21 protein-coding genes and 1 tRNA gene are annotated in these 21,716 nt (G+C 53.7%); 13 read left to right on the forward strand and 9 right to left on the reverse strand.

Annotated elements, in window-relative coordinates:
* Positions 1-156: 156 nt before the first annotated feature.
* The 9 genes from BLU89_RS08370 (at position 157) to BLU89_RS08405 (ending at position 6,977) form a co-directional block, all read left to right on the forward strand.
* Positions 157-1,671: a caspase family protein gene (locus BLU89_RS08370; protein WP_143030525.1), complete on the forward strand. Its 1,515-nt coding sequence runs from the start codon at positions 157-159 to the stop codon at positions 1,669-1,671.
* A 217-nt stretch (positions 1,672-1,888) separates the two neighbouring features.
* Positions 1,889-2,383, forward strand: coding sequence for a hypothetical protein (locus tag BLU89_RS08375; RefSeq protein ID WP_143030526.1), 495 nt, complete (start codon positions 1,889-1,891; stop codon positions 2,381-2,383).
* Positions 2,383-2,856, forward strand: coding sequence for a hypothetical protein (locus BLU89_RS08380; protein WP_074736003.1), 474 nt, complete (start codon positions 2,383-2,385; stop codon positions 2,854-2,856). The genes BLU89_RS08375 and BLU89_RS08380 overlap by 1 nt, the downstream gene beginning before the upstream one ends.
* Positions 2,853-3,092, forward strand: a complete 240-nt coding sequence (locus BLU89_RS08385) for a hypothetical protein (protein ID WP_074736004.1) — start codon at positions 2,853-2,855, stop codon at positions 3,090-3,092. Before BLU89_RS08380 ends, BLU89_RS08385 begins: the two co-directional genes overlap by 4 nt.
* On the forward strand, positions 3,089-3,301 hold the full coding sequence (locus tag BLU89_RS08390) for a hypothetical protein (protein WP_074736006.1): 213 nt from the start codon (positions 3,089-3,091) through the stop codon (positions 3,299-3,301). The genes BLU89_RS08385 and BLU89_RS08390 overlap by 4 nt, the downstream gene beginning before the upstream one ends.
* Positions 3,302-3,531: 230 nt before the next feature.
* On the forward strand, positions 3,532-3,921 hold the full coding sequence (locus BLU89_RS08395; protein WP_074736007.1) for a hypothetical protein: 390 nt from the start codon (positions 3,532-3,534) through the stop codon (positions 3,919-3,921).
* Positions 3,922-4,266: 345 nt separating this feature from the next.
* The gene (locus BLU89_RS21520; protein WP_176797670.1) at positions 4,267-4,413 is read left to right on the forward strand and encodes a hypothetical protein; all 147 of its coding nucleotides are present in this window, start codon (positions 4,267-4,269) and stop codon (positions 4,411-4,413) included.
* On the forward strand, positions 4,413-4,883 hold the full coding sequence (locus BLU89_RS08400; RefSeq protein WP_074736009.1) for a hypothetical protein: 471 nt from the start codon (positions 4,413-4,415) through the stop codon (positions 4,881-4,883). The genes BLU89_RS21520 and BLU89_RS08400 overlap by 1 nt, the downstream gene beginning before the upstream one ends.
* 51 nt (positions 4,884-4,934) lie before the next feature.
* On the forward strand, positions 4,935-6,977 hold the full coding sequence (locus BLU89_RS08405) for a hypothetical protein (RefSeq protein WP_074736011.1): 2,043 nt from the start codon (positions 4,935-4,937) through the stop codon (positions 6,975-6,977).
* Positions 6,978-7,423: 446 nt separating this feature from the next.
* Here BLU89_RS08405 and BLU89_RS08415 read toward each other — a convergent pair whose 3' ends face one another.
* Both BLU89_RS08415 and BLU89_RS08420 read right to left on the reverse strand, forming a co-directional pair.
* Positions 7,424-7,897, reverse strand: coding sequence for a hypothetical protein (locus BLU89_RS08415; RefSeq protein ID WP_074736014.1), 474 nt, complete (start codon positions 7,895-7,897; stop codon positions 7,424-7,426).
* A 131-nt stretch (positions 7,898-8,028) separates the two neighbouring features.
* A complete protein-coding gene (locus BLU89_RS08420) occupies positions 8,029-9,048 on the reverse strand; it encodes a hypothetical protein (RefSeq protein WP_143030527.1) in 1,020 nt (339 codons plus the stop codon).
* Between the two features lie 196 nt (positions 9,049-9,244).
* Here BLU89_RS08420 and BLU89_RS08425 point away from each other — a divergent pair, with 196 nt between their 5' ends.
* The 4 genes from BLU89_RS08425 to BLU89_RS21525 all read left to right on the forward strand — a co-directional run bounded on the left by BLU89_RS08425 (position 9,245) and on the right by BLU89_RS21525 (position 14,029).
* Entirely contained in the window at positions 9,245-9,715 is a 471-nt protein-coding gene (locus BLU89_RS08425) for a Panacea domain-containing protein (RefSeq protein ID WP_074736504.1), read from the forward strand.
* Positions 9,708-10,124, forward strand: a complete 417-nt coding sequence (locus tag BLU89_RS08430; protein ID WP_074736017.1) for a hypothetical protein — start codon at positions 9,708-9,710, stop codon at positions 10,122-10,124. The genes BLU89_RS08425 and BLU89_RS08430 overlap by 8 nt, the downstream gene beginning before the upstream one ends.
* Positions 10,125-11,048: 924 nt before the next feature.
* Complete coding sequence (locus BLU89_RS08435) at positions 11,049-13,865, forward strand: phage tail tape measure C-terminal domain-containing protein (protein ID WP_074736018.1); 2,817 nt, start codon at positions 11,049-11,051, stop codon at positions 13,863-13,865.
* Positions 13,866-13,879: 14 nt separating this feature from the next.
* Positions 13,880-14,029: a hypothetical protein gene (locus BLU89_RS21525; protein WP_176797671.1), complete on the forward strand. Its 150-nt coding sequence runs from the start codon at positions 13,880-13,882 to the stop codon at positions 14,027-14,029.
* Between the two features lie 194 nt (positions 14,030-14,223).
* Here the strand turns inward: BLU89_RS21525 and BLU89_RS08440 are convergent.
* The 7 genes from BLU89_RS08440 to BLU89_RS08470 form a co-directional block, all read right to left on the reverse strand.
* A tRNA-Met gene (locus BLU89_RS08440) sits at positions 14,224-14,300 on the reverse strand.
* 83 nt (positions 14,301-14,383) lie between these two features.
* The gene (locus tag BLU89_RS08445; protein WP_074736020.1) at positions 14,384-15,352 is read right to left on the reverse strand and encodes an alpha/beta fold hydrolase; all 969 of its coding nucleotides are present in this window, start codon (positions 15,350-15,352) and stop codon (positions 14,384-14,386) included.
* Positions 15,349-16,824 (reverse strand): flavin-containing monooxygenase, encoded by a 1,476-nt coding sequence (locus BLU89_RS08450; protein WP_074736021.1) that lies wholly within the window; start codon positions 16,822-16,824, stop codon positions 15,349-15,351. Before BLU89_RS08450 ends, BLU89_RS08445 begins: the two co-directional genes overlap by 4 nt.
* 91 nt (positions 16,825-16,915) lie before the next feature.
* Positions 16,916-17,716 (reverse strand): PaaX family transcriptional regulator C-terminal domain-containing protein, encoded by an 801-nt coding sequence (locus BLU89_RS08455; protein WP_074736023.1) that lies wholly within the window; start codon positions 17,714-17,716, stop codon positions 16,916-16,918.
* Positions 17,717-17,769: 53 nt separating this feature from the next.
* Positions 17,770-19,794, reverse strand: a complete 2,025-nt coding sequence (paaZ, locus tag BLU89_RS08460) for a phenylacetic acid degradation bifunctional protein PaaZ (RefSeq protein WP_074736024.1) — start codon at positions 19,792-19,794, stop codon at positions 17,770-17,772.
* 28 nt (positions 19,795-19,822) lie between these two features.
* Positions 19,823-21,175: a TRAP transporter large permease gene (locus BLU89_RS08465; RefSeq protein WP_074736026.1), complete on the reverse strand. Its 1,353-nt coding sequence runs from the start codon at positions 21,173-21,175 to the stop codon at positions 19,823-19,825.
* Positions 21,172-21,678: a TRAP transporter small permease gene (locus BLU89_RS08470; protein WP_074736027.1), complete on the reverse strand. Its 507-nt coding sequence runs from the start codon at positions 21,676-21,678 to the stop codon at positions 21,172-21,174. The genes BLU89_RS08465 and BLU89_RS08470 overlap by 4 nt, the downstream gene beginning before the upstream one ends.
* Positions 21,679-21,716 lie beyond the last annotated feature (38 nt).

Below are 21,716 nucleotides of genomic sequence, written 5' to 3' on the forward strand. Positions count from 1 at the left end.
ATGTCTACAAAATGTTTCTGTTTAGTTTGGAAAAAGCAAGTGGGTTTGTTGGTTTATTCGAAACTTCGGTTCGGAAAGGGATTCATGAGCCAAACCCGATTCGCTTGCTTGATGTTCGGTGCTGCGGTCAAGCTGGACGTCCGCCTGTAACATGGGTTGGTTCGCTGGACTGCAAAATCATGGTTGCGTTTCACACAGTATAATGACCAGTTTGGCAGCAAACTTGCAAAACTACAGGCGGGCGGAACATTGAGCCAAAACATCGCATTATTGATTGGGAATACACAATACGACAGCATGTCTACATTAGGTTGCTGCAAGAACGACGTAGAACAGATGCACGAGCTCTTGAGTGGCACGCAGAAGTTCAGTCAAATTGTAGACTTTGTGGATCAACCGGTATCGTCGGTCAAAGACAGGATACGCAAGCTAGCCGAGGAAAACGATGAATGCGATGAAATATTTCTGTTCTTTACGGGGCACGGGCTTTCCAACTCCGACGACTTTTTTATGTGCTTTCAGGGTTTCAAAGAAACTTCTCCAAACACTACCGGGCTATCTCGATCTGAAGCGTTCGAGCTTCTAAGACTGTTTAATTCCGATCTTTCTGTCGTCGTGATAGATGCTTGTGAGGCGGGGCGAAATCTAATCAAGACTGATACTCCGCCACTCGCTCGAGCAATAAAGTCTGGTTTCACAAACTTTGTCCAAATAGCGTCTTGCACCGAGGCACAGTTTTCATTGGCTGGTGAAGAAATCAGCGCTTTTTCAGATGAATTCATCAAAGCGTGTCTTCAGAAAACCAACGGGCCAGTCTACTACTCTGATGTTGAAAGTGCGCTCAGAGATGCATTTTTGAACAATCCCAATCAGACGCCTCACTTTATCAGGCAGGGTACAGCCCAAGAGAAGTTTTGTGACGATGCAAACCGCTTATCGGGCTTTCGCAACGTATATCTTGTAACTGGTGACACTGCTGGCATTGACGGCAAGGAACTTAAACCAACTAAAGATTCATTTGCAGCGGCAAAGTCAGTGATCGAAGGAATCGAGGATCAAGTACCAAGCAAAGACGAGGCCCAGTCATTTGTTGATTCAATGTTTGAAGCAACGGTAGCGATGGCAAACTTGACGCCAGAGGTGAGTGAGTTCTTCGAAACGAGGATCGTCAAATATGATAATTTTGACAACGTTCAGAACAAGCGTTCCGTAATCAATCTCCTAAACCGGCGTGGCGGTTCCGACAGGTTTGTCGAGAGCAATGTCGAGCGAACCAAGAGGAGAACACCTTTTGGGGCGCTCACTATCGGCGCTTGGAGCGCGTTGGCTGGTCCGGATGAATATGACGAGACCTTTTCCCTCTACAACCGGTGTGATTTAAAGTCCGTTCATGTTGGTATATACTTTGAGCCTAAATTCATGGCGCTTAGTAGGTTGTTTTCAGAGGTCGTATTCCTGCCTCGTCTGACGGAATGTCTCATGTTGACCTGCAATTCGATAGAACCCCGAACTGGGTGGGGTACTTTCCAAGAGTATGAAGGTTCAAAATCATGGGAGTGGACCAGTCATAAATGGACTGCGGACAAGCCAGAAGCTGCGAAGGGATTCGGGTCTAGTCCAATCGACTATGTACGAGAATACGTTCTTTCGTTTAGCGAGAGTTCTGAATAGACGCGGTATTGACGATATCAAACTTGCTTTAGATTTCACAAAGCCCCGCGATAGCGGGCTTTTTCTTTACCCCCAATTCCGTGACCCGTTTTTGCGGTGATTTTTGACGAAATCGCAGAAATCTGCTATGTTCTTATTACAAGGGCAGAAATGCCGAAAGAAAAATAATATCTATTTATGAGTAGGTTAACAAGTGCTGACTGTATGTCAATCCGACATGGTCAACGCACTCGGGCGGTCTCAAAACACAGTCATTACCCGAGTGCGTGGACTCGAATATTCCCACGGGCAAAACGGTGCGCGTCGTTATCGGCTGGCGGACGTTTTGCCGACAATCAAACCAAAGGACCGGCAACACGTTCCAGCGCTCTTTGAGCTGGCCGCTGACGACGGTGAAGAGCTTTGGGCAGGTGATAATGCCGTGCCCCGCGCTCGCCGTATCGAAGCTTGGTTGAGGAGCGAACAGCTTGAACGTGCCTTTGGTGCGAGAGTGACCTTCACCAACGCTCTTGCCGCGTCTGTGCAGTCCTCAGTGCTCTTTGAGCACCTTGAGGCCCTGCGCCTGAAATTGATCCTGACGGACCCGGTTTTGAAATGGACGGTGCTTGGCGATGCGGATGCGTTGCCACCCTTTGAACACTGGGCTGTGCCGTACGCAATTACGAACGCCCGATATGAGAATTTGAACTTTGAAGAGAAGGAGGCCGCGTAATGGATGACGGCGAAAATTTCCGGTCCATTGTGGCCAATGACGACAAACTGAAGGCCCGATGGGAGGCTGTCAGCAGCAAGATAATGGCTGACTCCTCGCGCTTGCTGGGCGTAGAACTGAGCCGCGAAGATGTCGTGGCGATGCCCTCAGCGCGTATTGCAACTCTTACAGATGCGGCGCTTTCTGAATCCTATTTGGACGAAATAAAGCAGCTCGAAGCCGCTCAAGAGCAAGTACGCAAGAACGAAGTGCGTGAAGCTTTGGAAGCCGGTGAAGAACAGGCTCATGCTGAGCTTGCTAGATTGTCACCGACAGAGCGCATGAGCAAGGCTAGGGAGCTTGGTCTCACTGGTGGAACGCCAATGGCAGAGCCATCTAGCATCGCAGACGAAGCCACGTTGCTGCGCAGGCTGCTCACATTGTCCCCTAGCGAGCGCATCGCAAAAGGGCGAGCATGGGGGCTGATCAAATGACTATAGACCAACTTGAAAACACTATCCGCCGCGAGTACGGCGGCGCGTGGTTCATGCTGTTTCATATCGTTGGTGGCGAACATCAGTTTTTGCCAACTGGCCACAAGCTCACCGATAAAGACTATGCGGAAATCAAATGTCGCTTTGGTGCTGGCAATGGTAGCTACCTGACGGAAGAAGAGCGACGAATTAACCAACTTCGTTGGAAGGCTGACAGAGCGGAGAAATCAGCATGATCCCCGCTGAGCATTCCCTTTTCGGCGGCGGTCCGTTGCCGCCAAAACTCACCGCCGAACAGGAAGAAAGAATGCGCCTGCGAGACGCCAAATGGCAGCGGGCTGAGGTGGTCAGATTGAGTATGTCAAAACAGGATAAACTGGATGAAGAGCGTAGGTTGCAAGCCGAAGCCGAAGCGATCCTTGTCGCCCGCCAGTGCGCTGCGTAGGGCTAACGCCCGCTTTTACCGGCGTTTGTCCCTTTGGAACGCAGCACGCTTGGCCAGCGGCTCCTATGAGGCGTTCCGCGAAAACATCGGTGCAATCGAGCGGGCCATAAGTGCGCAGCTCGAAACTGAGTTTCCCCGAAGCACGTAGTCGCTCCTAGATATGTGCACGTTGCCTGCCCGGTCGAGACCGGGCAGGCGCACTACACCACTTCCATACAGCGAGAACTAGAATGACCATCGAGCTCACCGATGTTGAAAAGGCACGGATGTACCTTGCCCAAATCGATGCCCTGAACATTCCCAACGAACCGGAATCGAACCGCGACCGGATGCTTGAACGCCGCGCTTGGTTGTCTACGCATCTGGACCAAGACGACTACGCGTCAGCCCTGATTTTGGCCGATGCAATCGACACGCGTTTGATTGAACAGGGGCATAGCGTTAACTTTGCTGTGTCAGTGCAAGAGGTGCGTGAGGCCGCAGATACCGACCTGACGGAAGCCCGATACGCTCTCGAACTGCTTGGTTCGAGAGAGACCCGAAGCGGTGTTTTCAGTAACGGCGATTCGAATCATGTCATCAAAATCGGCGATCTTGGAGACTGGCGCGAGCTTCCGTAGCATTAGAAATATAACTTCAAGTAGTATGTTTTTCGAAATGTACCGAAAACTGAAAAGATATCAAAAAAAGTTTTAGCACATTTGGCCATTCCAATTCGAAACAATGACGCAATAAAACCTAGAATACAGGGTAATTGAATGGTCGAAATGTAACTTCAAGTCATAAGAAATCTCACTTGAAGTTACAAAAGGTCTATTAAATCGTTTCCCGTTCCAGAACAGTGAATATAGACGCGGAAAATGGCACATTTTCAGGCTGTTGACTTGAATTTAGCTTCACCTCTAACTCTCTCGTGTTCGCAGAAAATCGAACTAACTTGAAAATTGAACACAGGAGAAAAGCTAATGAATGGGCAGCAAGAGGCACGTATTTGTGTGCTTGGTCAGAGAATTAAGGAAGCGGCTGAACTGGATATGAAAGTTGTCGCCAATAAAGGGGATTTGCTGGCTCTTTGCGATGAATTGAATTCGCTTATTTCGGAGGTGGCGTAATGCAGTGTTTGTGCGCCAAATGCCACCCGTTTGAATGGTGGCTTGACAATTCTTCCAACTTTGGCGGGATACTCGCGTTTTACGACAAAGACGACGAAGGGAATGATCGCGAGACCTGCGCTTGTTCAGCCTTCATGATCGAAAAGTTTTGCTCGAACAGTGCCGGAAAGAAGCTTGTCCGTATTCAGTTCGTGACTGCGAGAAGCTTGAAGGACAACGGAACCAAAGCCGACGGTTGGGCGAACGTTCCACTTGGAGAAATCTTTTCGGATGTGTCAGCGGCTGTTTCTCGACTGGCCAATGCAGGCTTCTACCTGTCGCCCGAAACTTCCCCTGAAAGCGTGATGGTCCACATACGCGAAGCATTGGACCACTTCATCCTGCGTGACCGGAAACCCGTCGAGTGCAGTGCCAGTGAAGACACGCAGGGTCAGGAAAGTAATCCGAAGCAGGCCGCGACAGCGCATTAACTGTGGGCCGCGTCAGCGGCCCCACAACACCAAATTCAAGGAGTATCTAGCGTGAGCAAGGCAGAAGCCAAGAAGATTCTGAAGTCCTTCAAGGAGTCGGATCAAAAGAAAATCAAATCAGCGAAGAAGCTTGTAAGCGTGTCGGCGTCAGTAGCCGTCAAAAAGCTGAAAGACCCTTCCGCCGTTGAATTCGCGGAAATCATCGCAGGTATGAAAAAGAATGGCGAAGACATGCTGCGGATAGCTGGCGTGCTCGAGGAAATGAAGCAGATTGGCGCGAAGATGCCTGATCGATGGTGGACGGGTCTTGTGATGGCGGTCGACCAACTGCTGCATACTCAGCGTTTGGATAGGTTGCCCAGCGGTGTCAATGTCGGTGTTGGTTTCGATACTCAGCTAGAAGTCACCCAGAAGCTGCTGATCAACGCACATTCAAAAGAGCCTACTTTGTTTCGGCATGGGATGAATTTTGCGGCGGTCCACCATATAGATGAAATCGGTCAAACTGAAATCGGTGTATTGAATAAGGACCAATTCCAGACTGCTGTTCAGCAATGTGTTCGCTTCTATGATGTAACGGGTGACGGAGACGACTTTGCTACGCATGCTCCGCCTGAGGCCATTAAGCACCTGTTCAATACCAATATCCGCGACTTGCCGTATCTTGCATCTCTGATCCGTGTTCCGATTTACGGAGCGGACAAGACTTTGATCAACAAGCGCGGATACAACGCCAACGGCTGGGTCTATTATCAACCGCCAAATGACCTGAATATTCGGGCATTGCCCGACCGTGTAGGACGCGGGGCTTTGAGCAAGGCACGCAGATTGATCGTGGAAGAGCTCATGGGTGACTTCCCGTTTGATGGGTGGACGCGAGCAGAGATTGTGTCAGCCGCTTGTTACGGGAGTACTACTAACCCACCACCGCCTTCTCTCCTCAACGCTATAGGTTTTCTCTTGGAGCAATTTGCACGCCCAATGATTGATGGGCCCCTGCCGGTTTCACTTTTTCACAAACCATCGCCGCGCACTGGAGCTACCATGCTGGTGAATGCCGTCCAGTTGGTTGTTTCGGGCGTTTCGGGCACCCAAACACTTCCGGACAGTGAAGAGGAACGAGATAAACGGGCCACTGCTATTCTCATGTCGGGCACAGCTATCAATCTGTTCGACAACGTATCAGGAGAGATTTCGGGTGGGACACTCGCGAAGTTTTGGACCGATAGGGTTTATGTCGGTCGGACGCTTGGAAAGAGTGAAATGCGTGCGCTTCCTGTCACCTGTTCCCACGCCTTGACCGGCAACAATCCGTCTTTTAGTCGTGAGCTTTCAGAACGTATTGGGCGTATTAGGTTGGATGCTCGTTGCGCCGACCCCGGCGCGCGAAACGGGTTCCGGCATCCCGAACTGTTGGCATGGGTAAGCGAAAATCGAGGCGAACTGGTTTGGGCTGCGTTGGTACTGATCCAAAATTGGATCGAAAAGGGATGCCCTGAGCCTGTGACGCCTACGAGTTGGCGAGGTGGTCCAGATGTTGCCTCAATCCCAGATGCGATCCATTGGGGTGGCTACGAAGCCTATGTAAAGGTTATCGGTGGCATCATCGGTGCAGCAGCGCGAAACTGGACCACTTGGCAGGCCAATCGTAAGACTGAGGTTGTCGAGTCTGGCGAGGATGATGCAATTCAGGAAGTTTTGTCTGCATGGTGGAGTGAGGCTAGCGACGTACGTGGCAACTCGTTGGATGAAAAGCACGGGATGTACGTTAGGGATATTGGCGACAGTCCAAATACAAAGCCGGGGTTGTTGTCCGTCGTACAGGCCTACAATATTTATCTGCCTATCAAGCGCATTGATCGCGATGATCCCACTTCGTACGACCCGGCTGCGTTTGGCAAGTGGTTGGCTGGATATAAGGATCGTATTTTCAAGCTCGACGATGAAGTCGGGATTGAGGTCGAATTGTCCCGCGCTGACGCGCGCACGAGGCACGGTTACAAATGGTCTATGCAGCAAGTAAATGCTGTTGCGCCAGATAGCGAAAACAAGGTCAGTGCCGATGTCATCGACATTGAAGCCAAGCGTGCATGACTGGCTATCTGATCGACGATGCAAGGATAATGGCCCGCGTTAGCGGGCCTTTCCTTTTCTGGCGTATGGTCCCGTCGAGTTCGAGAAACGTGCGAAAAGCGTGTAGACCCTTTCGTCTACACAGGGTCTACACGGTCATCTACACGCGACATTATCCATTTATTATCAAGGTGTTGAAGAAAAATTTCTTGAATCTGTGTAGTGATGTAGACCCCACCACCAATTCCATACGATTCAACAAATACCCCTCGCTATTCGTCGCGTATGTTGTTCTGTGGGGCGAAGGCCGCCGGGGTCTACATCACTACACATATCGCACGACCTCACCCCTTAAGTCGTTGCTTTATAACAGAAACAACGACGTGAAGGTGCGTGTGTAGACCCCGTGTAGACGAATGGGTCTACACACGCACCTTTTTGAAGAAGTGCACCAATCGCTGTGCATCTTAAAAGAACAATGCTGATACGATGCCGGTCACTCCGCCGATAAAACCAATGAACGCTGAAGGCCAAAGGAACAAGAGTTCTATGCGTTCTCGGCGCTCCTGCCGGACACGTTGACCGACCACGTCTAGAACGTCATCGTTCAGCCGCCACCTTCCGTCGTGATCGGATTGCAGCCAACTATCGGACTTCGTGCCGAACTTCGGGATCGGAACCAACAATCTTTCTGCTTGACGAGTGACATATCTGTGCTGAAGCCATCGAATTTCTGCCTCCACCATGTCCAATTCATGGAACATTTCGGACGAGTGCATTTGTTCTTGTTCCCATTGCTTGGCCTCGCGCGCTGCCGCTATCTTTGGATCATAGTAGTCGCCTACTTTACGTTTGTCCTTTTGCAGTTTTGCAAGCTGTCCACGAAATTTGGCATCTTCTAGCCACATCATCTCAGGAAGCCTTGCAAAGCTGCCGAGCATTGCAGGTCATCGTTTTCCCTGAATCAGGGTCAACGCATAGCACCCTATCTTCATCGATGCTTATGACTAACAGCAAAGGACCGAGTTTACCGAAAGTGACTTCTTGACCTCGGCTAAACTGCGGTTCGCGCCTATACATATTCATCCTTCAGTTCTGCTAGCAATGACTCTACTTGGGGTTTGGTTGTAAAGTCAGGTAACGGGTAGGTCTCTTGTTCGCGACCATAGTTGAAGATTTCATCCTCTCCAGAATAATCTATGGGCGTGATTATCAGATCAAAACCATAAGGGCGTTTATGTAAAGCGATCTGTCCCGCCGTAGACTTTACGTGCTTGGTTAGGCGCGACAACGCCTTAATATTCTCCTTAGTGTAAAACTGGGCGCATAGATTGAGAAAGCGGGCGGCGTTACGAATGTCTGAGATCAAGTGGCTCCGGGTCTCGGACATGCGTTCGACCACTAAGTCGCTGAGCTCTCCTTCGGTGTTAACGCCTAATAATTTTTCAAGGTTTTCTTTTACGCGCCTCAATCTCACTGGTGGACGCGTCTCACCGCCTCTCAATATTGCTGCCCCCGCAATGCTAAGGATGACCCGTTCTTCATCGATCGGGACTCGCCTAGACCTTCCAAACTCGTCGTCACGTTCGACCCATCTGCGACGTGATTCCTTATGCTCGTATCGGCCTTGCTCCGAGATTTCGGATTGGATGCCGCTGTATCTGAACTCAATGTGTAAAGCGTGAGAAGCTTCGAGCGCCCTCTCTTCCATTTCAATCCAATCATCAGACAACAGTGCTAGCGCTGCAGGTACACCTTCTAAAGTCCTCTGGATTATCTTGCGCTTGGTCGCACGTCTGATCTGCTTCTCAAGCTCTTGCTCGTGATTATCTGCGATCTGTTTGCCAAAATATTTGGTGGCGCAGTCTTTGCCACAAAGGGCTGTGCGCCCGTCTTCCATACGTACTGTAAAGCCCCTGTTGTGTGGCATATGGCTGTCGCAGAACGCACATCTGACTTTGTACTCTGCTTGATATCGATTGATATAGTGAGACGGTATTTCTCCGGGCGGAATAACGTCGGTTAGACTCGGTTGTAGGTCCGGCTTAGAAATGACTAGGTTCTCGAGTTCGATTGGCTTGTGTAGTCCCATATCTGCTCTCTGAATCGTCTGGGGACTCAACATATAGCATCTATTCATGTTTTGTTCCAGTAATGACGCTGCAAGGGTAGAATTTTCTTGAAAACCTTCTTATATCATGCGCCCTATCGTCTCGATTAACCCGCAACTTATTCACAACTTATCCACAAATGTGTATATAGATAGTGAGAGGAACCAATTCAGACACATGATCTATGACGCCCGACAAGTTGCAAACTGGTTTGTGACCCGCGCTCAGCGGGAAGGGAAAACTCTGTCCATCATGTCTCTTCTCAAGCTCACCTATATCGCCCATGGTTGGCATCTTGAGACCCAGAACTCACCGCTCTTTTCCAACCGGATTGAAGCTTGGCAATATGGCCCGGTGATTCCTGACGTCTATGGCGCATTCAGGCGGCAAGGAATTCACGTCACCGGCCCCGTTCAGGTGCCAAATGCTCAATTCACTCCGAGTGACGAGTATCTACTTGATCAAGTGTACAACGTGTACGGAAGGTTGCAGCCATTTCAGCTTTCTGATCTGACGCATGTGTCCGGTGGACCTTGGGATATTGCAACAAAATCAGGCGGGTATCATGCGGTCATCCCTGACGAATTGATCAAGCAGCACTACGTAATGAAGAGAGCGGAGGCTGACAGGCAAGCCGCGAATGTCTGATGAAATCCCGCCAATTGACCCAGATTTGGAGCCAGAAGGACCTTCGCGTGAAAATCGCCGCGAGGAACTAGAGTACGAGCTTCTAGAGGCCGAGGCAGCAATCAGCAAACTCGCTAGGCGTGAAATAGGCCAAAGGTACGCCATTAAGTGGATTGCTGTTGTTTCTGGCGTGGTGGTTATCGTAGGCATGGCGGCAATCCTTTGGCATCTTGTGCACAGCGCATTTTGGGGCCCGTTTCTGTTCGCCAGTCCGGCTTTCTCGGTTGCGATGGTGGTGGCCCCGATCACTTCGATCACTACGATAACGGTTGCATTGTTCGTTGGAGCCTTCAGGAAGTTCGAAGAAAAAGACCTAGAAACTATGGGGAACGGGGTCTCGGGAGCAGTTGGTTTTATGAAAGGTAACTGACCCGATCTAAATTGTTTATGGCCAATCAGTCGCCGCTGACGCGGCACGTGTAAACTCTCAAATTTGCACATCCAATGTATATACAAAACCAACCGGATTGACTGCGCAGCCGAACCGCTGACGCGGACGCACCAGATCACCTACGGAAATCCGTGAGAATCGCTAAAGTAAAGCAATTACAACGAGTTACGATGGTGTCGATTGAGAAACAATCTTGTGCGCTTTGCGGAAAGCACGTCAATTTCATCTAAGTTATTGAAATTAAAAAATATGATATTTAACATAATGGAGATTCTGCGACTTAGCCACCGCACCTCGGAAGGCCAGTATAGCATGGGCAACAGGGGATAACACCGACCCGCTAACGCGGGCCACACTAACATCCAGAAACGCTACCAAATCTTGTCGGATTCCACCTGAATCGACAACATCTAGGGTGCTGATTGGTTAACATCATGTCTCACCTGACGATGAGACTTGGAAAACGTCCGCGTCAGCGGCATGAGGTGCTATATATAGTATAAAATCATCGGAGGGACCCAATATATGGGGTGTCTTTCCCGATTATGGGGCTGCAGTACCTGTGGGCACCTAGTTGTACAACCTATTAAGCAACTAAGTTTACATCAGCGCCCGAGGTTGCACCCGGAGGGACCCACCAGCAACCGACCCCCCCCATCTTTGATTCACAAATCGGCCTCAGAAAATTTTCAAAATTCCCGAAATCGACTTAACAAAATCTGTTAAGTTTGTGACCCGTTTTTGTTTGCGATTTTAGGAGCTTGTGCCCTTCTGTGGTAAAATGGGGCTGTCGAAAAGGGGTTCCCACTCCTTCGATGTTGCCAACTTCGGTGAGGTACTTTGCACCCGTGTGGGGCGTGCAAAGTACCTCGCCGCTTTTTCCACACAGAAAGATGAACCTAAATGGCTGAGACCCACGAACTTCGGTTGAAGATTGATGCTGGTGCCGCAAAGAACGGTGCCCGCGAATTCACAGGTGCAATCGCGACGATCAAGAAGGCGGTACGCGATCTTGAGCGAGATACGACGGGGGCATTCACCAAGCTCAAGAACATCAGGCCCGAGTATGATGTGACCCCGCTAACGCGGGCACGTACAGAAACTGAAAAGCTCAGCACTGCCTCCGATAAAGCCGCCGCCACGATCCAGCGCACCGCCCTTGCATCCGCATCGGCCCTCCGCACCTCTGAGCAAGCCGCACAGCGCCTTGCATTGCGTATGGATGATCTCGGTGATGCACGGGGCATTGCGCAGATAGACGCCGCGCTCACGCGCATGCAGTCCAATCTCGTGAACGCCACAAGCACCTTGGATGTTCGCTCTGCAAAGTCTCAGTTTGACGATTTGCGCAGCAGCCTGCTGCAAAACACCGTCGCCGCCGAGCATTTGCGCGGCGAACAAGCACAACTCGCGCGCCAAACCGAAGAGGCAGCACGTGCCGCTTCGACCAAGGCCGAGTCTCTGGATCGGCTGCGGGCTAAGTACAACCCACTTTATTCAGCATCAAAGCAATACGAGAATGCACTGGAAGAGATTGCCCTTGCTGAGCGTGAGGGGGCAATCTCTGCCCAGCTTGCAGGTGACGCGCGTCAGCGCGCTGCGCAACAGCTTGCAGGCAATACCGCCGCAGTCGATAAACATACCGCTTCCATGAAGCGTTCCGCTTCCACGACACAACAGGGCATCATGGTTGGGCATCAAGTGTCTGATGTACTTGTCCAAGCTCAAATGGGATTTGCTAGCGTAGGGCAAATTTCCCTCATGCAGGGTTCACAGCTCGCTAGTCAGTTCGCGGCGCTCAAGGCATCGGGGGGTAGCGTTTTCCGCACGCTGCTTTCAGGTTTTACGTCGCTCCTGTCACCTCTCACCTTGCTGACTGTCGGCGCTGTGGCCGTAGGAACCGCGATTGCGAAATGGTTCTTTGCTGCCGGTGAAGAAACCAAGTCATTCTCTGACGCACTGTCTGACGCCAATTCGCGTATCTCAGATTTGCAGCGTGCGACGTCCAACATGTCAGGCGGGAACATCCGTCAGCTTCGCCGGGAATACGGTGCGCTCAACAGCGAATTGGATGCCCATCTTGAACGCTTGCACAAGGTTGCGGAATTGAATGCGGCGACTGCCAACAGCGACATGGTGGCAAGCCTCCGCGATGCCCTGACCAGTGACGGCAATCTCTTTACCACGGATATCGATGCCATCCGTCGCGCCTTCGATACCACAAATGACCGCGCGCGTATCTTCCTTGAACTCATGCGCGGAGTAGAAAGTGCCCGAACTTTCGAACAACAGGCAGAAGCTGTATCAAAGCTGCGCAAGGCCGTGGAAGATACAACGGGCGGTTTGGACCGTGCAGAAGGCGGCGCGCGGGGTGTACTGGCTCAGCTTGTTCAGGCCGAAGATGCAGCTCTGCGCCTCTTGGCAGCGAACAACGGAAACACCGACGCCACTCGCAGTAGCAGCAGTGCGGCAAGCACATTGTCTGCAGAGTTGGGAGCCGCTGCCGATGCCGCCGCCGATTTGCTCGCCAATCTTGGTTCAGTGCCTTCAGCGCTCAGCACATTGCAGGGCAGCGTGACGGGTCAGCTTGCAAGTATTGCCGCCACCAACCGCAGCCTTGAATTGCAGATTTCCGAAGGTCTGAGCGCCGCTGCTGCGAACCGTACAGTGCAGTTGCAGGACATGGTCAACGCGGCTCAGAGCGGTGGTGGCGTCAGCTTTGACCAGATCGCCAACGCATCGGCTGAGATTGCGGCTTTGGAAGCAGCCGCAAAACAACAATCGGCGCTACAAAAGCAGCTTCGTGACCAGAACAAGCCCGACCGAAAAGGCGGAGGTGGACGTATCGAAGCTCTGGGCGACGAGTCCCGCCAACTCGAAAAACTGTCCAAACAGGTCAATGACCGCATCTTCAAGCTTGGTCAGGAAAACGCGGCTCTGGACCTTCTGGCTACCGGGCAGGCCACTACACGTGAATCTGCCGAATTGATGGCAGCGGCAATGTCGTTGGGCGGTGGTGCCATTGATGGTCAGACGTCCGCAATGATCCGGCAGTTTGAAGCGGCGCAGGTCTTGAACGAAGAGTTGCGGCGTCTCGCTCGCGATCCCGTAAAGGACTGGATAGCGTCCGTACCGTCTTGGACGGAAGCCGGACAAAAGATCGAAACGCAGGTCTTTGGGTCCCTTTCTGATGCCATCGCAAACTTCGCTATGACCGGGAAGATGGACTTTGAGGCACTGGGCCAGTCCATCCTTTCAACCGCTACCCGGATTATCGCAGACATGGCGGTAAAAGAACTGATTGGCATGCTTGGCGGCAACGTCGCGGGCGGGGGTGGCGGCGGCTTCAACTTCGGCGCGCTCATCGGTTCGTTCTTCGCTGCCGAAGGGGGTTTGACCAGCAGCCCTGTCGCCGTAAATACCGGGCCGATGGTTTCACCAGCCGCGTTCCGCCATGCGCCTCACTTCTCCGAAGGCACGTCCAACACCTCAGGAATCCCAGCGGTTTTGCACCCGAATGAAGCGGTAATTCCGCTCAGCAAGGGGCGCAAAATTCCCGTCGAAATGGCTGGTGGCACGAGCGGCGGCGGTACCGTGATCAATCAACCGCAGACCTTTAATATCCAGACGAAGGATGCAGACAGCTTCCGCCGTAGTCAAAAGCAGATCGCAGCCGATGCAGCCCGTAGCGGACGGCGTGCGGCATCGCAGATCGACTAATTGAGAGGAAAGACATGACCTACGTTTACAAAGGTCGCCCGCACCCAACGGGACTCCACAAGCCGCTGATTGATGAAATCCGCAGGCGGCGTGGCTTGGACAAAGAGGAAAACCGTGAAGCAGAAGAAGAGCGAAATGAAGGTGACGACACTCAATCCCACTAACGCGGGTACTCACTGAGTCGCTTTGCCACCATTTAGCCGTCCGATTTTCCACTCATTTTCCACTCCTACATGTGCGAAAACCCAAAATTTCGACGATTTTGACATGCTAAAATGTCCAGTGCCAACCTGCATTAGACGGCGGTCCGGGTTGGATAAAGCCTTTGATTTATTGGTGTTTTATCTGTGTGGGAATTTGGTAGCGGAGGAGGGACTTGAACCCCCGACACGCGGATTATGATTCCGCTGCTCTAACCAACTGAGCTACTCCGCCATAAGTGTCAGGCGATTTAAGCGAGAGGTCGGGAAGGGTCAAGAGGGAAAACACGCCTGCAAGGAATCTTTGGAGAAACTTGCTCAGGCGTCGATTTTCGTCGCCTCATCAGCAGATTTACCCGCGACCCGACGGATGAAATCCGCACAAATATCGGGTGCCGTGATCAGGATCATGTGCCCGCGATCGTTCAGGATGTCCAATGCCAACCCGTATTGCGTCATGTTCACGCCGTGTATGTCCGCTGCCAAAACCGGATCGGCGGCACCGAACAGGATACCTCCGCCTACTTGCAAGTCTTTGTATCGCCGGCAAAGCGCGCCTATGCTCGTCTCGACGCCGATCACGTCTTGCGAGGCGGTGATGAAAGCCGAAGGGCGCAATCCGAGGGCGCCACCCGCGCGATACAGAAAATCTGCTGGCGCTGGTTCTGGCGAGAAAACGTCACGCAATACCAGAGGCGCAGTTTTGCGCGCCAGCGGCACAGCGATCGTGTAGCCGATCAGATTTCGCAACCACTGGGTGCGAATCTCAAGCGGCTTGAAGACGGCGGGCGCTCCGGGCATTTCCTGAGTGAGCGGCGACAGCAGCGCCAGAGCATGGGTTTGGTCGGGATAGTCCAACGCCATGGCCAGAGCAACGGCGCCGCCAAGCGAATGTCCGATCAGAGTAGCATTCGCGATACCTTTGAGTTCGAGGAATTCGTGGATCATGCGGGCCTGCTCGGGCAGCGCTGCAAGCTCGGCGTTATCGCGACTGGAATAACCACACCCTGGACGATCCACGGCAAGGACGTGAAAATCACTGGCTAGGTCATCCACGAGCGCGTAGGTGAAATGCTGCAGTTGCCCCGACAGCCCATGAATCATGACAAGTGTTGGATCGGCCGGGTCGCCCTTTTCAACGTAATGGATGCTGCCTCCTTTGACGGGAACGATCTGACCCAGTTGCGGCACCATTTTGACACCCTGACGGGTAAGGCGGTGTGTCCAGTACGCCATGGCCAGCAGGAAACCCGCCAGAACAGCGGCAATCGTCAGTGTTATTGTCATTTGATATCACCACCCATTTCAGAGATCAGCTGGTATTGTTCCAACCCTGATCGCGCCATGCGCTTTCGGAATTCGGCTACGGTCCCGGGCCACAGCGTCGTGTTGCGCCCATTGGCGTCCTGATACCACGAGGTACACCCCCCGGCTTGCCAGATACTGCTGGCATGACGATCCTGCATTTCTTGCGTGAATCTGGCTTGTTTGTCAGCATCGGGCTCGACGATACGAACACCTTGTCTGCTCATGGCGGCCAGAACACGCCCGATATGGGCGACCTGCGCCTCGATCATCAGCACGACCGAGTTGTGGCCCAACCCGGTATGTGGCCCCAATAACATGAACAGGTTCGGAAATCCGGCAATTGCAGTGCCCAGATTAGCCTCCATACCACCGGTCCAGGCCTGTTTTATCGTCAGACCATTCACGCCAATGATGTTCAAGCGCTCAACCGCGTTTGTGACCTGAAAACCGGTGCCCCAGATCAGAATGTCAGCCTTGCTTTTGGTGCCATCGGCTGCGGTGATCTCACCCTGATTGATCGAGGCAACGCCATGGGGAACAACCTCAACGTTGTCGCGCACCAACGCTGGGTACCAGTCATTCGAACTGAGAATACGTTTACAGCCGATCGCGTAATCCGGGGTCAGAGCGGCTCTTAGCTCCGGGTCGGAGATTGCGCCGTCCATCGCTTGCCGCCACATCTTCATGGCGAACGCAACTGCGCGAGGCTCTCCGCGAAAAACACGATGTCGAAATTCGAACAACAGATATATCAGATGACGGCGGATGCGGGGCAGTAGAGACACGCGTTGATACAGGCGTCGCACCCAGGGCGCGATCGGCCCGTCCGGGCGAGGCAGAACATAGGGCGCGCTGCGCTGAAAGATGGTGATATGCTGGGCCGATTTCGCTATCTCAGGCACGAATTGCACAGCTGATGCCCCGGTTCCGACAACGGCGATCCGTTTGCCGTCATGCGCTATGCTGTGATCCCATTCAGCCGAATGAAAGCTGGGGCCCGGAAAGCTGTCAGCCCCTGGAATATCCGGTATCCGGGGAATGTGCAGAGCGCCAATAGCTGAAACCAGAAACCGGGCGGACCAGCGATGACCGTCGACCGTTTCAACCTGCCAACGCGCACCATCCCAACGGGCCAATCTCAGCTCTTGATGGAATTTGCACAGATCATACAGCCGCTCGCTGCGGGCAACCTGTTGTAGATAGGACTGGATTTCTGCACCACCGGCATAGGCCCTGCTCCAATGCGGATTCAGATGCGTTGCCATCGAATAGAGGTGCGAGGGGATATCGCAGGCGACTCCGGGATAGGTGTTTTCGCGCCATGTGCCGCCGATGTCGCCGGCCTTTTCCAGTATCACAATATCCGAGATGCCACGTCTGCAGGCCTCCAGCGCCATTGTAAGCCCGGAAAATCCCGCACCGATGATGAGCATATCGGTCTTTGTTGCCATACCTGTTCCAGATCCTCCCGCAATTCATCGTTGGGGTGTTAACCCGATATGATACAGGACCGAGCTATGTTCTGAACAGGTTGCCTACGAGTCAACCGCTGCCGCTGAGCGTTTCGGCCGGGGGACGCGGAAGAACATCGAGAAGATCGAAGACACGATCCCGGCACGCAGGACCAACCCAATCCGGCGGATAAAAGACCTCGGGCAGGTCGGGTTGGCGGAGCACTACCCTTCGCCATCGATGCACCAACAACGTGCGCAGCGTCGCGCTTTGAAGTGGTGTAGGCGACCATCCGTCCGGCCGGGTTCGCGTGGCATTTTCTACTGCATCCAGCAGCGCTTGACAGGACGTACGCAGATCTTGCGGACACAAACGATCCTTCAGCCAGGCCGGCGCCGCCCGAGGTGCAATATCAAGTGCTAGAAGCCCATCCCACTGATCCGGGGCAGACCCTGGCCCCAGTGCCGCCCCCCGACTGATCGGGGTGTAATCGTGGTTCAGCATGACGTCCTCAAGCACTTGCGTCTTGCCATCTTCGGCGATCAACAGGTGCCAGCGCCCGGCGGGTGTTGATCCGCGGGCGTAAATACGAGGAGTAACAGCCGCCGATTGGGTTCGCCCGAATTCGCTCAACACATGACGCGAGACGCGGCCGATCCGGTTGCTGTCAATCCAACCATCCTTTCGCAGACGGTGCAGGGCAACGCGGATGGCTTCAGGTTTAATGCCCATCGGTTCGATAATCCGCGTCAACGCGCTGCCGGAAATCTGCGCACCTGGGTCCTGTGCCATATCACCGAACAGAGACACGATGATGGACCATACCCGCTGATCCTGCGGGTCCGCCAGTTCGGTCACGGCTGTTTCGAACCACGAGGTTTGTTTGGTCATAAGGCCAGTTTAACCTGCCAGTTCCAATAAGAAAAACAGGTATATGCAAGCGCTCAGCAGGCGTTCATAGTCAACAGCTTATATTCCGCTACCGGCTCATCATCCTGATTGGTCAAGGTCACGTGCCAGCGCACTTCGCCATATTCGTCATTCCGCAGGGTCTTGTTTTTAACCGTTAGACGAACTTTGATGTCATCGCCCGCAACAACAGGCTTCATGAACCGCAACCCATCCAGACCGGTATTGGCAAGCACCGGCCCTTCATTCGGTTCAACGAACAAGCCTGCCGCGAAGCTGAGCAACAGATAGCCATGCGCTACGCGACCGGGGAAAAAGGGATTTCGCGCCGCCGCGTCTTCGTCCATGTGGGCATAGAACGTATCGCCGGTGAAACTGGCGAAGTGTTCGATATCCTCCAGAGTGATCGTGCGTGAGGCGGTGTGCAGCGTCTCTCCTAATCGCAGCTCGCCGAACTTACGAGTAAAGGGATGTGCAGGGCCTTTGATTTCAGGTGCACCGGGCACCCATTTGGAACCAACCTCGGTCAAAATACGTGGTGAGGCTTGTATCGCGGTGCGCTGCATATAGTGTTTCACACCGCGCACACCGCCCAATTCCTCGCCGCCGCCCGCGCGACCCGGCCCGCCATGCACCATATGCGGCAGCGGCGAGCCATGGCCGGTCGATTCCGCCATCGAGTCGCGGTCGTTGATGTAAATCCGCCCATTGTAGGCTGCGGCCCCCATCACTACGTCGCGCGCAACATCACTGTTGTGGGTAATCAGAGATGTGACCAGAGACCCCTGCCCGCGATTGGCCAACGCCACCGCATGATCCAGATCGCGGTAGCCCATGAGGGTTGAGAGCGGGCCGAACGCCTCGGTATCGTGGATCCGCTGCGCGTTGTCGGGATCAGCGCAGTGAAACAGCATTGGCGGAACGTAGGCGCCGGATTCGGGGCCATGCAGTTCGAATGCGTCGGGATTGCCGAACACTCGTTCGGCCTCTTGCCCGATCAGAGCGGCTTTTTCCAACACGTCGGCTTTTTGACCGTTCGACACAAGCGCCCCCATGCGCGTGGTCTCTGCTCGAGGGTCACCGATGGTGATCTTCGCCAACCGACCCGAGAGCGCGGTGATCACCGCATCGACCTGACCATCGGGTGCGATGATGCGTCGGATGGCTGTGCATTTCTGACCGGCCTTGGTGGTCATCTCGCGAGTGATCTCTTTGACGAACAGATCGAATTCAGGTGTTCCTGAAACCGCATCCGGGCCAAGAATCGAGGCGTTCAAGCTGTCCTGTTCCGCCACGAAGCGGACCGAGTTCTGCAGGATTGCGGGCGTCTGGCGCAGCATCAGCGCGGTACTAGAAGAGCCGGTGAAGCTAACCACATCCTGGCAACCCAGATGATCCAGCATGTTCCCCAACCCGCCCGAGACCAGCTGTAGCGCACCTGCAGGTAGAATGCCGCTGTCCAGCATGATGCGCACCGCCAGTTCGGTGACATAGCAGCTGTTGGTGGCCGGTTTCACGATGGCCGGAACGCCCGCCAACAAGGTCGGAGCCAGCTTTTCCAGCATCCCCCAGACCGGGAAGTTGAATGCGTTTATATGGACCGCCACGCCTTGCAATGGGGTGCAGATGTGCTGCCCAAGAAAGGTGCCATTGCGCGAGAGCTGCTCGGTGTCTCCGTCCAGATAGACCTGAGCGTCCGGCATCTCGCGCCTACCCTTAGAGGCAAAGACGAACATTGTGCCGATGCCACCGTCGATGTCGATCAGGTGGTCTTTCTGAGTGGCTCCGGTCTCGAAACTCAGGTCGTAGAGTGCTTGTTTATGCGTCGAGAGCTCTTGTGACAGCGCTTTGAGCATCCTCGCACGGTCATGAAACGTAAGCTTGCGTAGGGCGGGACCGCCGGTGGTGCGCGCGTAATCCAGCATAGCCTGAACATCAAGCGTTGCGTTTCCTGCGGTGGCAAACGGCGCACCAGTAATGGCGGACGCGATGATGCGTGCGCCCTCTCCGGGCGCGACCCAATTGCCAGCGGCAAAGCTGGATATCTGAAGCAGGGACATGGTGTTCTCCTGTTTGATGAGGCGGGGCTTAGTGCCCCAACGCGCCCATTTGCTGCGGCAGGTATAGAACCACGATGGGCACCAGCACGATTAGCGCGAGGCGGAAGATATCGGCGATCCAGAACGGTGTGACGCCGCGGAAAATGGTGCCAGTCGAAACGTCGCCAACTACGCCTTTCAGGATAAAGACGTTCAGTCCAACAGGCGGAGTGATCAGAGAGATTTCGGTGACAACCACAACGACGATGCCAAACCAGATCGGGTCATATCCCAATGATGTGACCAGAGGAAAAAAGATCGGGACAGTCAGCAACAACATCGAGAGGGATTCGAATACGCAGCCCAGAATGATGTAGATGCCAAGGATCATCAGGATCACAACAAACGGCGCCACATCATAGGCCGTGACCATCGCGATCAATGCTTCGGGCAATCCGGCCAAGTTGATGAAATTCGAGAAAATCTGCGCGCCAATCAATACGGCAAACAGAGCAGATGCCGTAAAGCAGGTCTCTTTCAACACCTCAAAGGTTGAGCCAACTGTAAGGCCACCGCGAAACAGGGCGATCAGGAAGGCTCCTGCAGCACCCATGCCTGCAGCCTCGGTGGGTGAGAAGGTCACGTTCAGAGGCTCAAAATCGAAGGCTCCGTAAAGCCCACCAATCACCAGAAAGAACAGCAGCAACACGGCCCAGACCGAACCAAGCGCACGGATGCGTTCAGACCAAGTGGCGCGTTCCCCTGCCGGACCGGCCTCAGGGTTGCGCCAAACCGTCCAGCGCACAGCAAAGAGGTAGAACAGGATGCCAAGGATGCCGGGAATGATGCCCGCCATGAACAGTTTTCCGATCGAAGTTTCCGTCAGTAGCCCGTAGATGACCAGAATGACTGATGGTGGGATCAGAATGCCCAGCGTACCACCTGCTGCAATTGAAGCGGTCGACAGTTCATCAGAATAGCCATAGCGCCGCATCTGCGGCATCGCGACCTTGGACATGGTGGCGGCAGTCGCCAGTGACGATCCGCAAATGGCAGAGAACCCACCGCAGGCCGCAACGGTTGCCATCGCGATGCCACCGCGCATATGCCCCAGAAAGGCGTTAGATACCGCATAGAGCTCACGCGCCATACCACCCTTATTCACGAACAGACCCATCAGGATGAACAGTGGAATAACGGACAGACCATAATCTTGTGCGGTGTCGGTGATCTGGCGACCGACCATGGACATGGCAGCCTTCAGCCCGCGCTCGGACAGGATCGAGCCGCCGCGTTCATATGCGAAACCCAATGTGCCGACCAGCCCCATCGCAAAGACAATGGGAAGGCGCACCAGCACCAGGATCAAGACAATCGCAAATCCAATCAGCGCAGCGGTCATTGCAGGGGCTCCGAGAGGGTGTTGGGGGCGAACGCTTTCAGTAGCCCAGTGGCGATCATCACCAGCGCGGTGATGGCGACGGACAGTGCGATGAACCAGCCGATCAGGTAGGTGGGGATCGCGAGATACTCGGTCACATCCCCGTAATCCCGCGCACGCTCGGCCAATACCAAGACGCGTTGAACCGGCCAGAACAACATGATGCCGCTGAGCACATAGATCACGACGTCTCGTGCATGAGACAGGTGTAAGCGATTGAAAAAACCGTCCGTGAGATCGACAGCAATGTGACCGTTGGTCGTGGAGACAATCGGCAGAACCGAAAACACCAGAATGGCCATAAGAATACGCGTTAACTCTGTCGCTGCCTCAATGGGTGCGTTGAAGACCGAGCGCAGGATCACATCGCAAAAGGTCATTGCCATCAGGATGAACAGAGCGATGCACGCCACGATCACGGGAAGGGCACTGGCGCGTCGCACAAGCTGAATTATCGGGGTCATGGGAAACTCACGCAAGGTAAGTCAGGGCGGCGTGTGTG

The sequence above is a fragment of the Ruegeria halocynthiae genome, from assembly GCF_900106805.1.
GTDB lineage: Bacteria > Pseudomonadota > Alphaproteobacteria > Rhodobacterales > Rhodobacteraceae > Ruegeria > Ruegeria halocynthiae.

Bases quoted from the DNA above. Each gene is read 5' to 3' on its own strand.
- BLU89_RS08375 (WP_143030526.1), top strand. From the start codon at position 1,889: ATGGTCAACGCACTCGGGCGGTCTCAAAACACAGTCATTACCCGAGTG.
- BLU89_RS08380 (WP_074736003.1), top strand. From the start codon at position 2,383: ATGGATGACGGCGAAAATTTCCGGTCCATTGTGGCCAATGACGACAAA.
- BLU89_RS08385 (WP_074736004.1), top strand. From the start codon at position 2,853: ATGACTATAGACCAACTTGAAAACACTATCCGCCGCGAGTACGGCGGC.
- BLU89_RS08390 (WP_074736006.1), top strand. From the start codon at position 3,089: ATGATCCCCGCTGAGCATTCCCTTTTCGGCGGCGGTCCGTTGCCGCCA.
- BLU89_RS08395 (WP_074736007.1), top strand. From the start codon at position 3,532: ATGACCATCGAGCTCACCGATGTTGAAAAGGCACGGATGTACCTTGCC.
- BLU89_RS21520 (WP_176797670.1), top strand. From the start codon at position 4,267: ATGAATGGGCAGCAAGAGGCACGTATTTGTGTGCTTGGTCAGAGAATT.
- BLU89_RS08400 (WP_074736009.1), top strand. From the start codon at position 4,413: ATGCAGTGTTTGTGCGCCAAATGCCACCCGTTTGAATGGTGGCTTGAC.
- BLU89_RS08415 (WP_074736014.1), bottom strand. From the start codon at position 7,897: ATGCTCGGCAGCTTTGCAAGGCTTCCTGAGATGATGTGGCTAGAAGAT.
- BLU89_RS08420 (WP_143030527.1), bottom strand. From the start codon at position 9,048: ATGGGACTACACAAGCCAATCGAACTCGAGAACCTAGTCATTTCTAAG.
- BLU89_RS08425 (WP_074736504.1), top strand. From the start codon at position 9,245: ATGATCTATGACGCCCGACAAGTTGCAAACTGGTTTGTGACCCGCGCT.
- BLU89_RS08430 (WP_074736017.1), top strand. From the start codon at position 9,708: ATGTCTGATGAAATCCCGCCAATTGACCCAGATTTGGAGCCAGAAGGA.
- BLU89_RS08435 (WP_074736018.1), top strand. From the start codon at position 11,049: ATGGCTGAGACCCACGAACTTCGGTTGAAGATTGATGCTGGTGCCGCA.
- BLU89_RS21525 (WP_176797671.1), top strand. From the start codon at position 13,880: ATGACCTACGTTTACAAAGGTCGCCCGCACCCAACGGGACTCCACAAG.
- BLU89_RS08445 (WP_074736020.1), bottom strand. From the start codon at position 15,352: ATGACAATAACACTGACGATTGCCGCTGTTCTGGCGGGTTTCCTGCTG.
- BLU89_RS08450 (WP_074736021.1), bottom strand. From the start codon at position 16,824: ATGGCAACAAAGACCGATATGCTCATCATCGGTGCGGGATTTTCCGGG.
- BLU89_RS08455 (WP_074736023.1), bottom strand. From the start codon at position 17,716: ATGACCAAACAAACCTCGTGGTTCGAAACAGCCGTGACCGAACTGGCG.
- paaZ (WP_074736024.1), bottom strand. From the start codon at position 19,794: ATGTCCCTGCTTCAGATATCCAGCTTTGCCGCTGGCAATTGGGTCGCG.
- BLU89_RS08465 (WP_074736026.1), bottom strand. From the start codon at position 21,175: ATGACCGCTGCGCTGATTGGATTTGCGATTGTCTTGATCCTGGTGCTG.
- BLU89_RS08470 (WP_074736027.1), bottom strand. From the start codon at position 21,678: ATGACCCCGATAATTCAGCTTGTGCGACGCGCCAGTGCCCTTCCCGTG.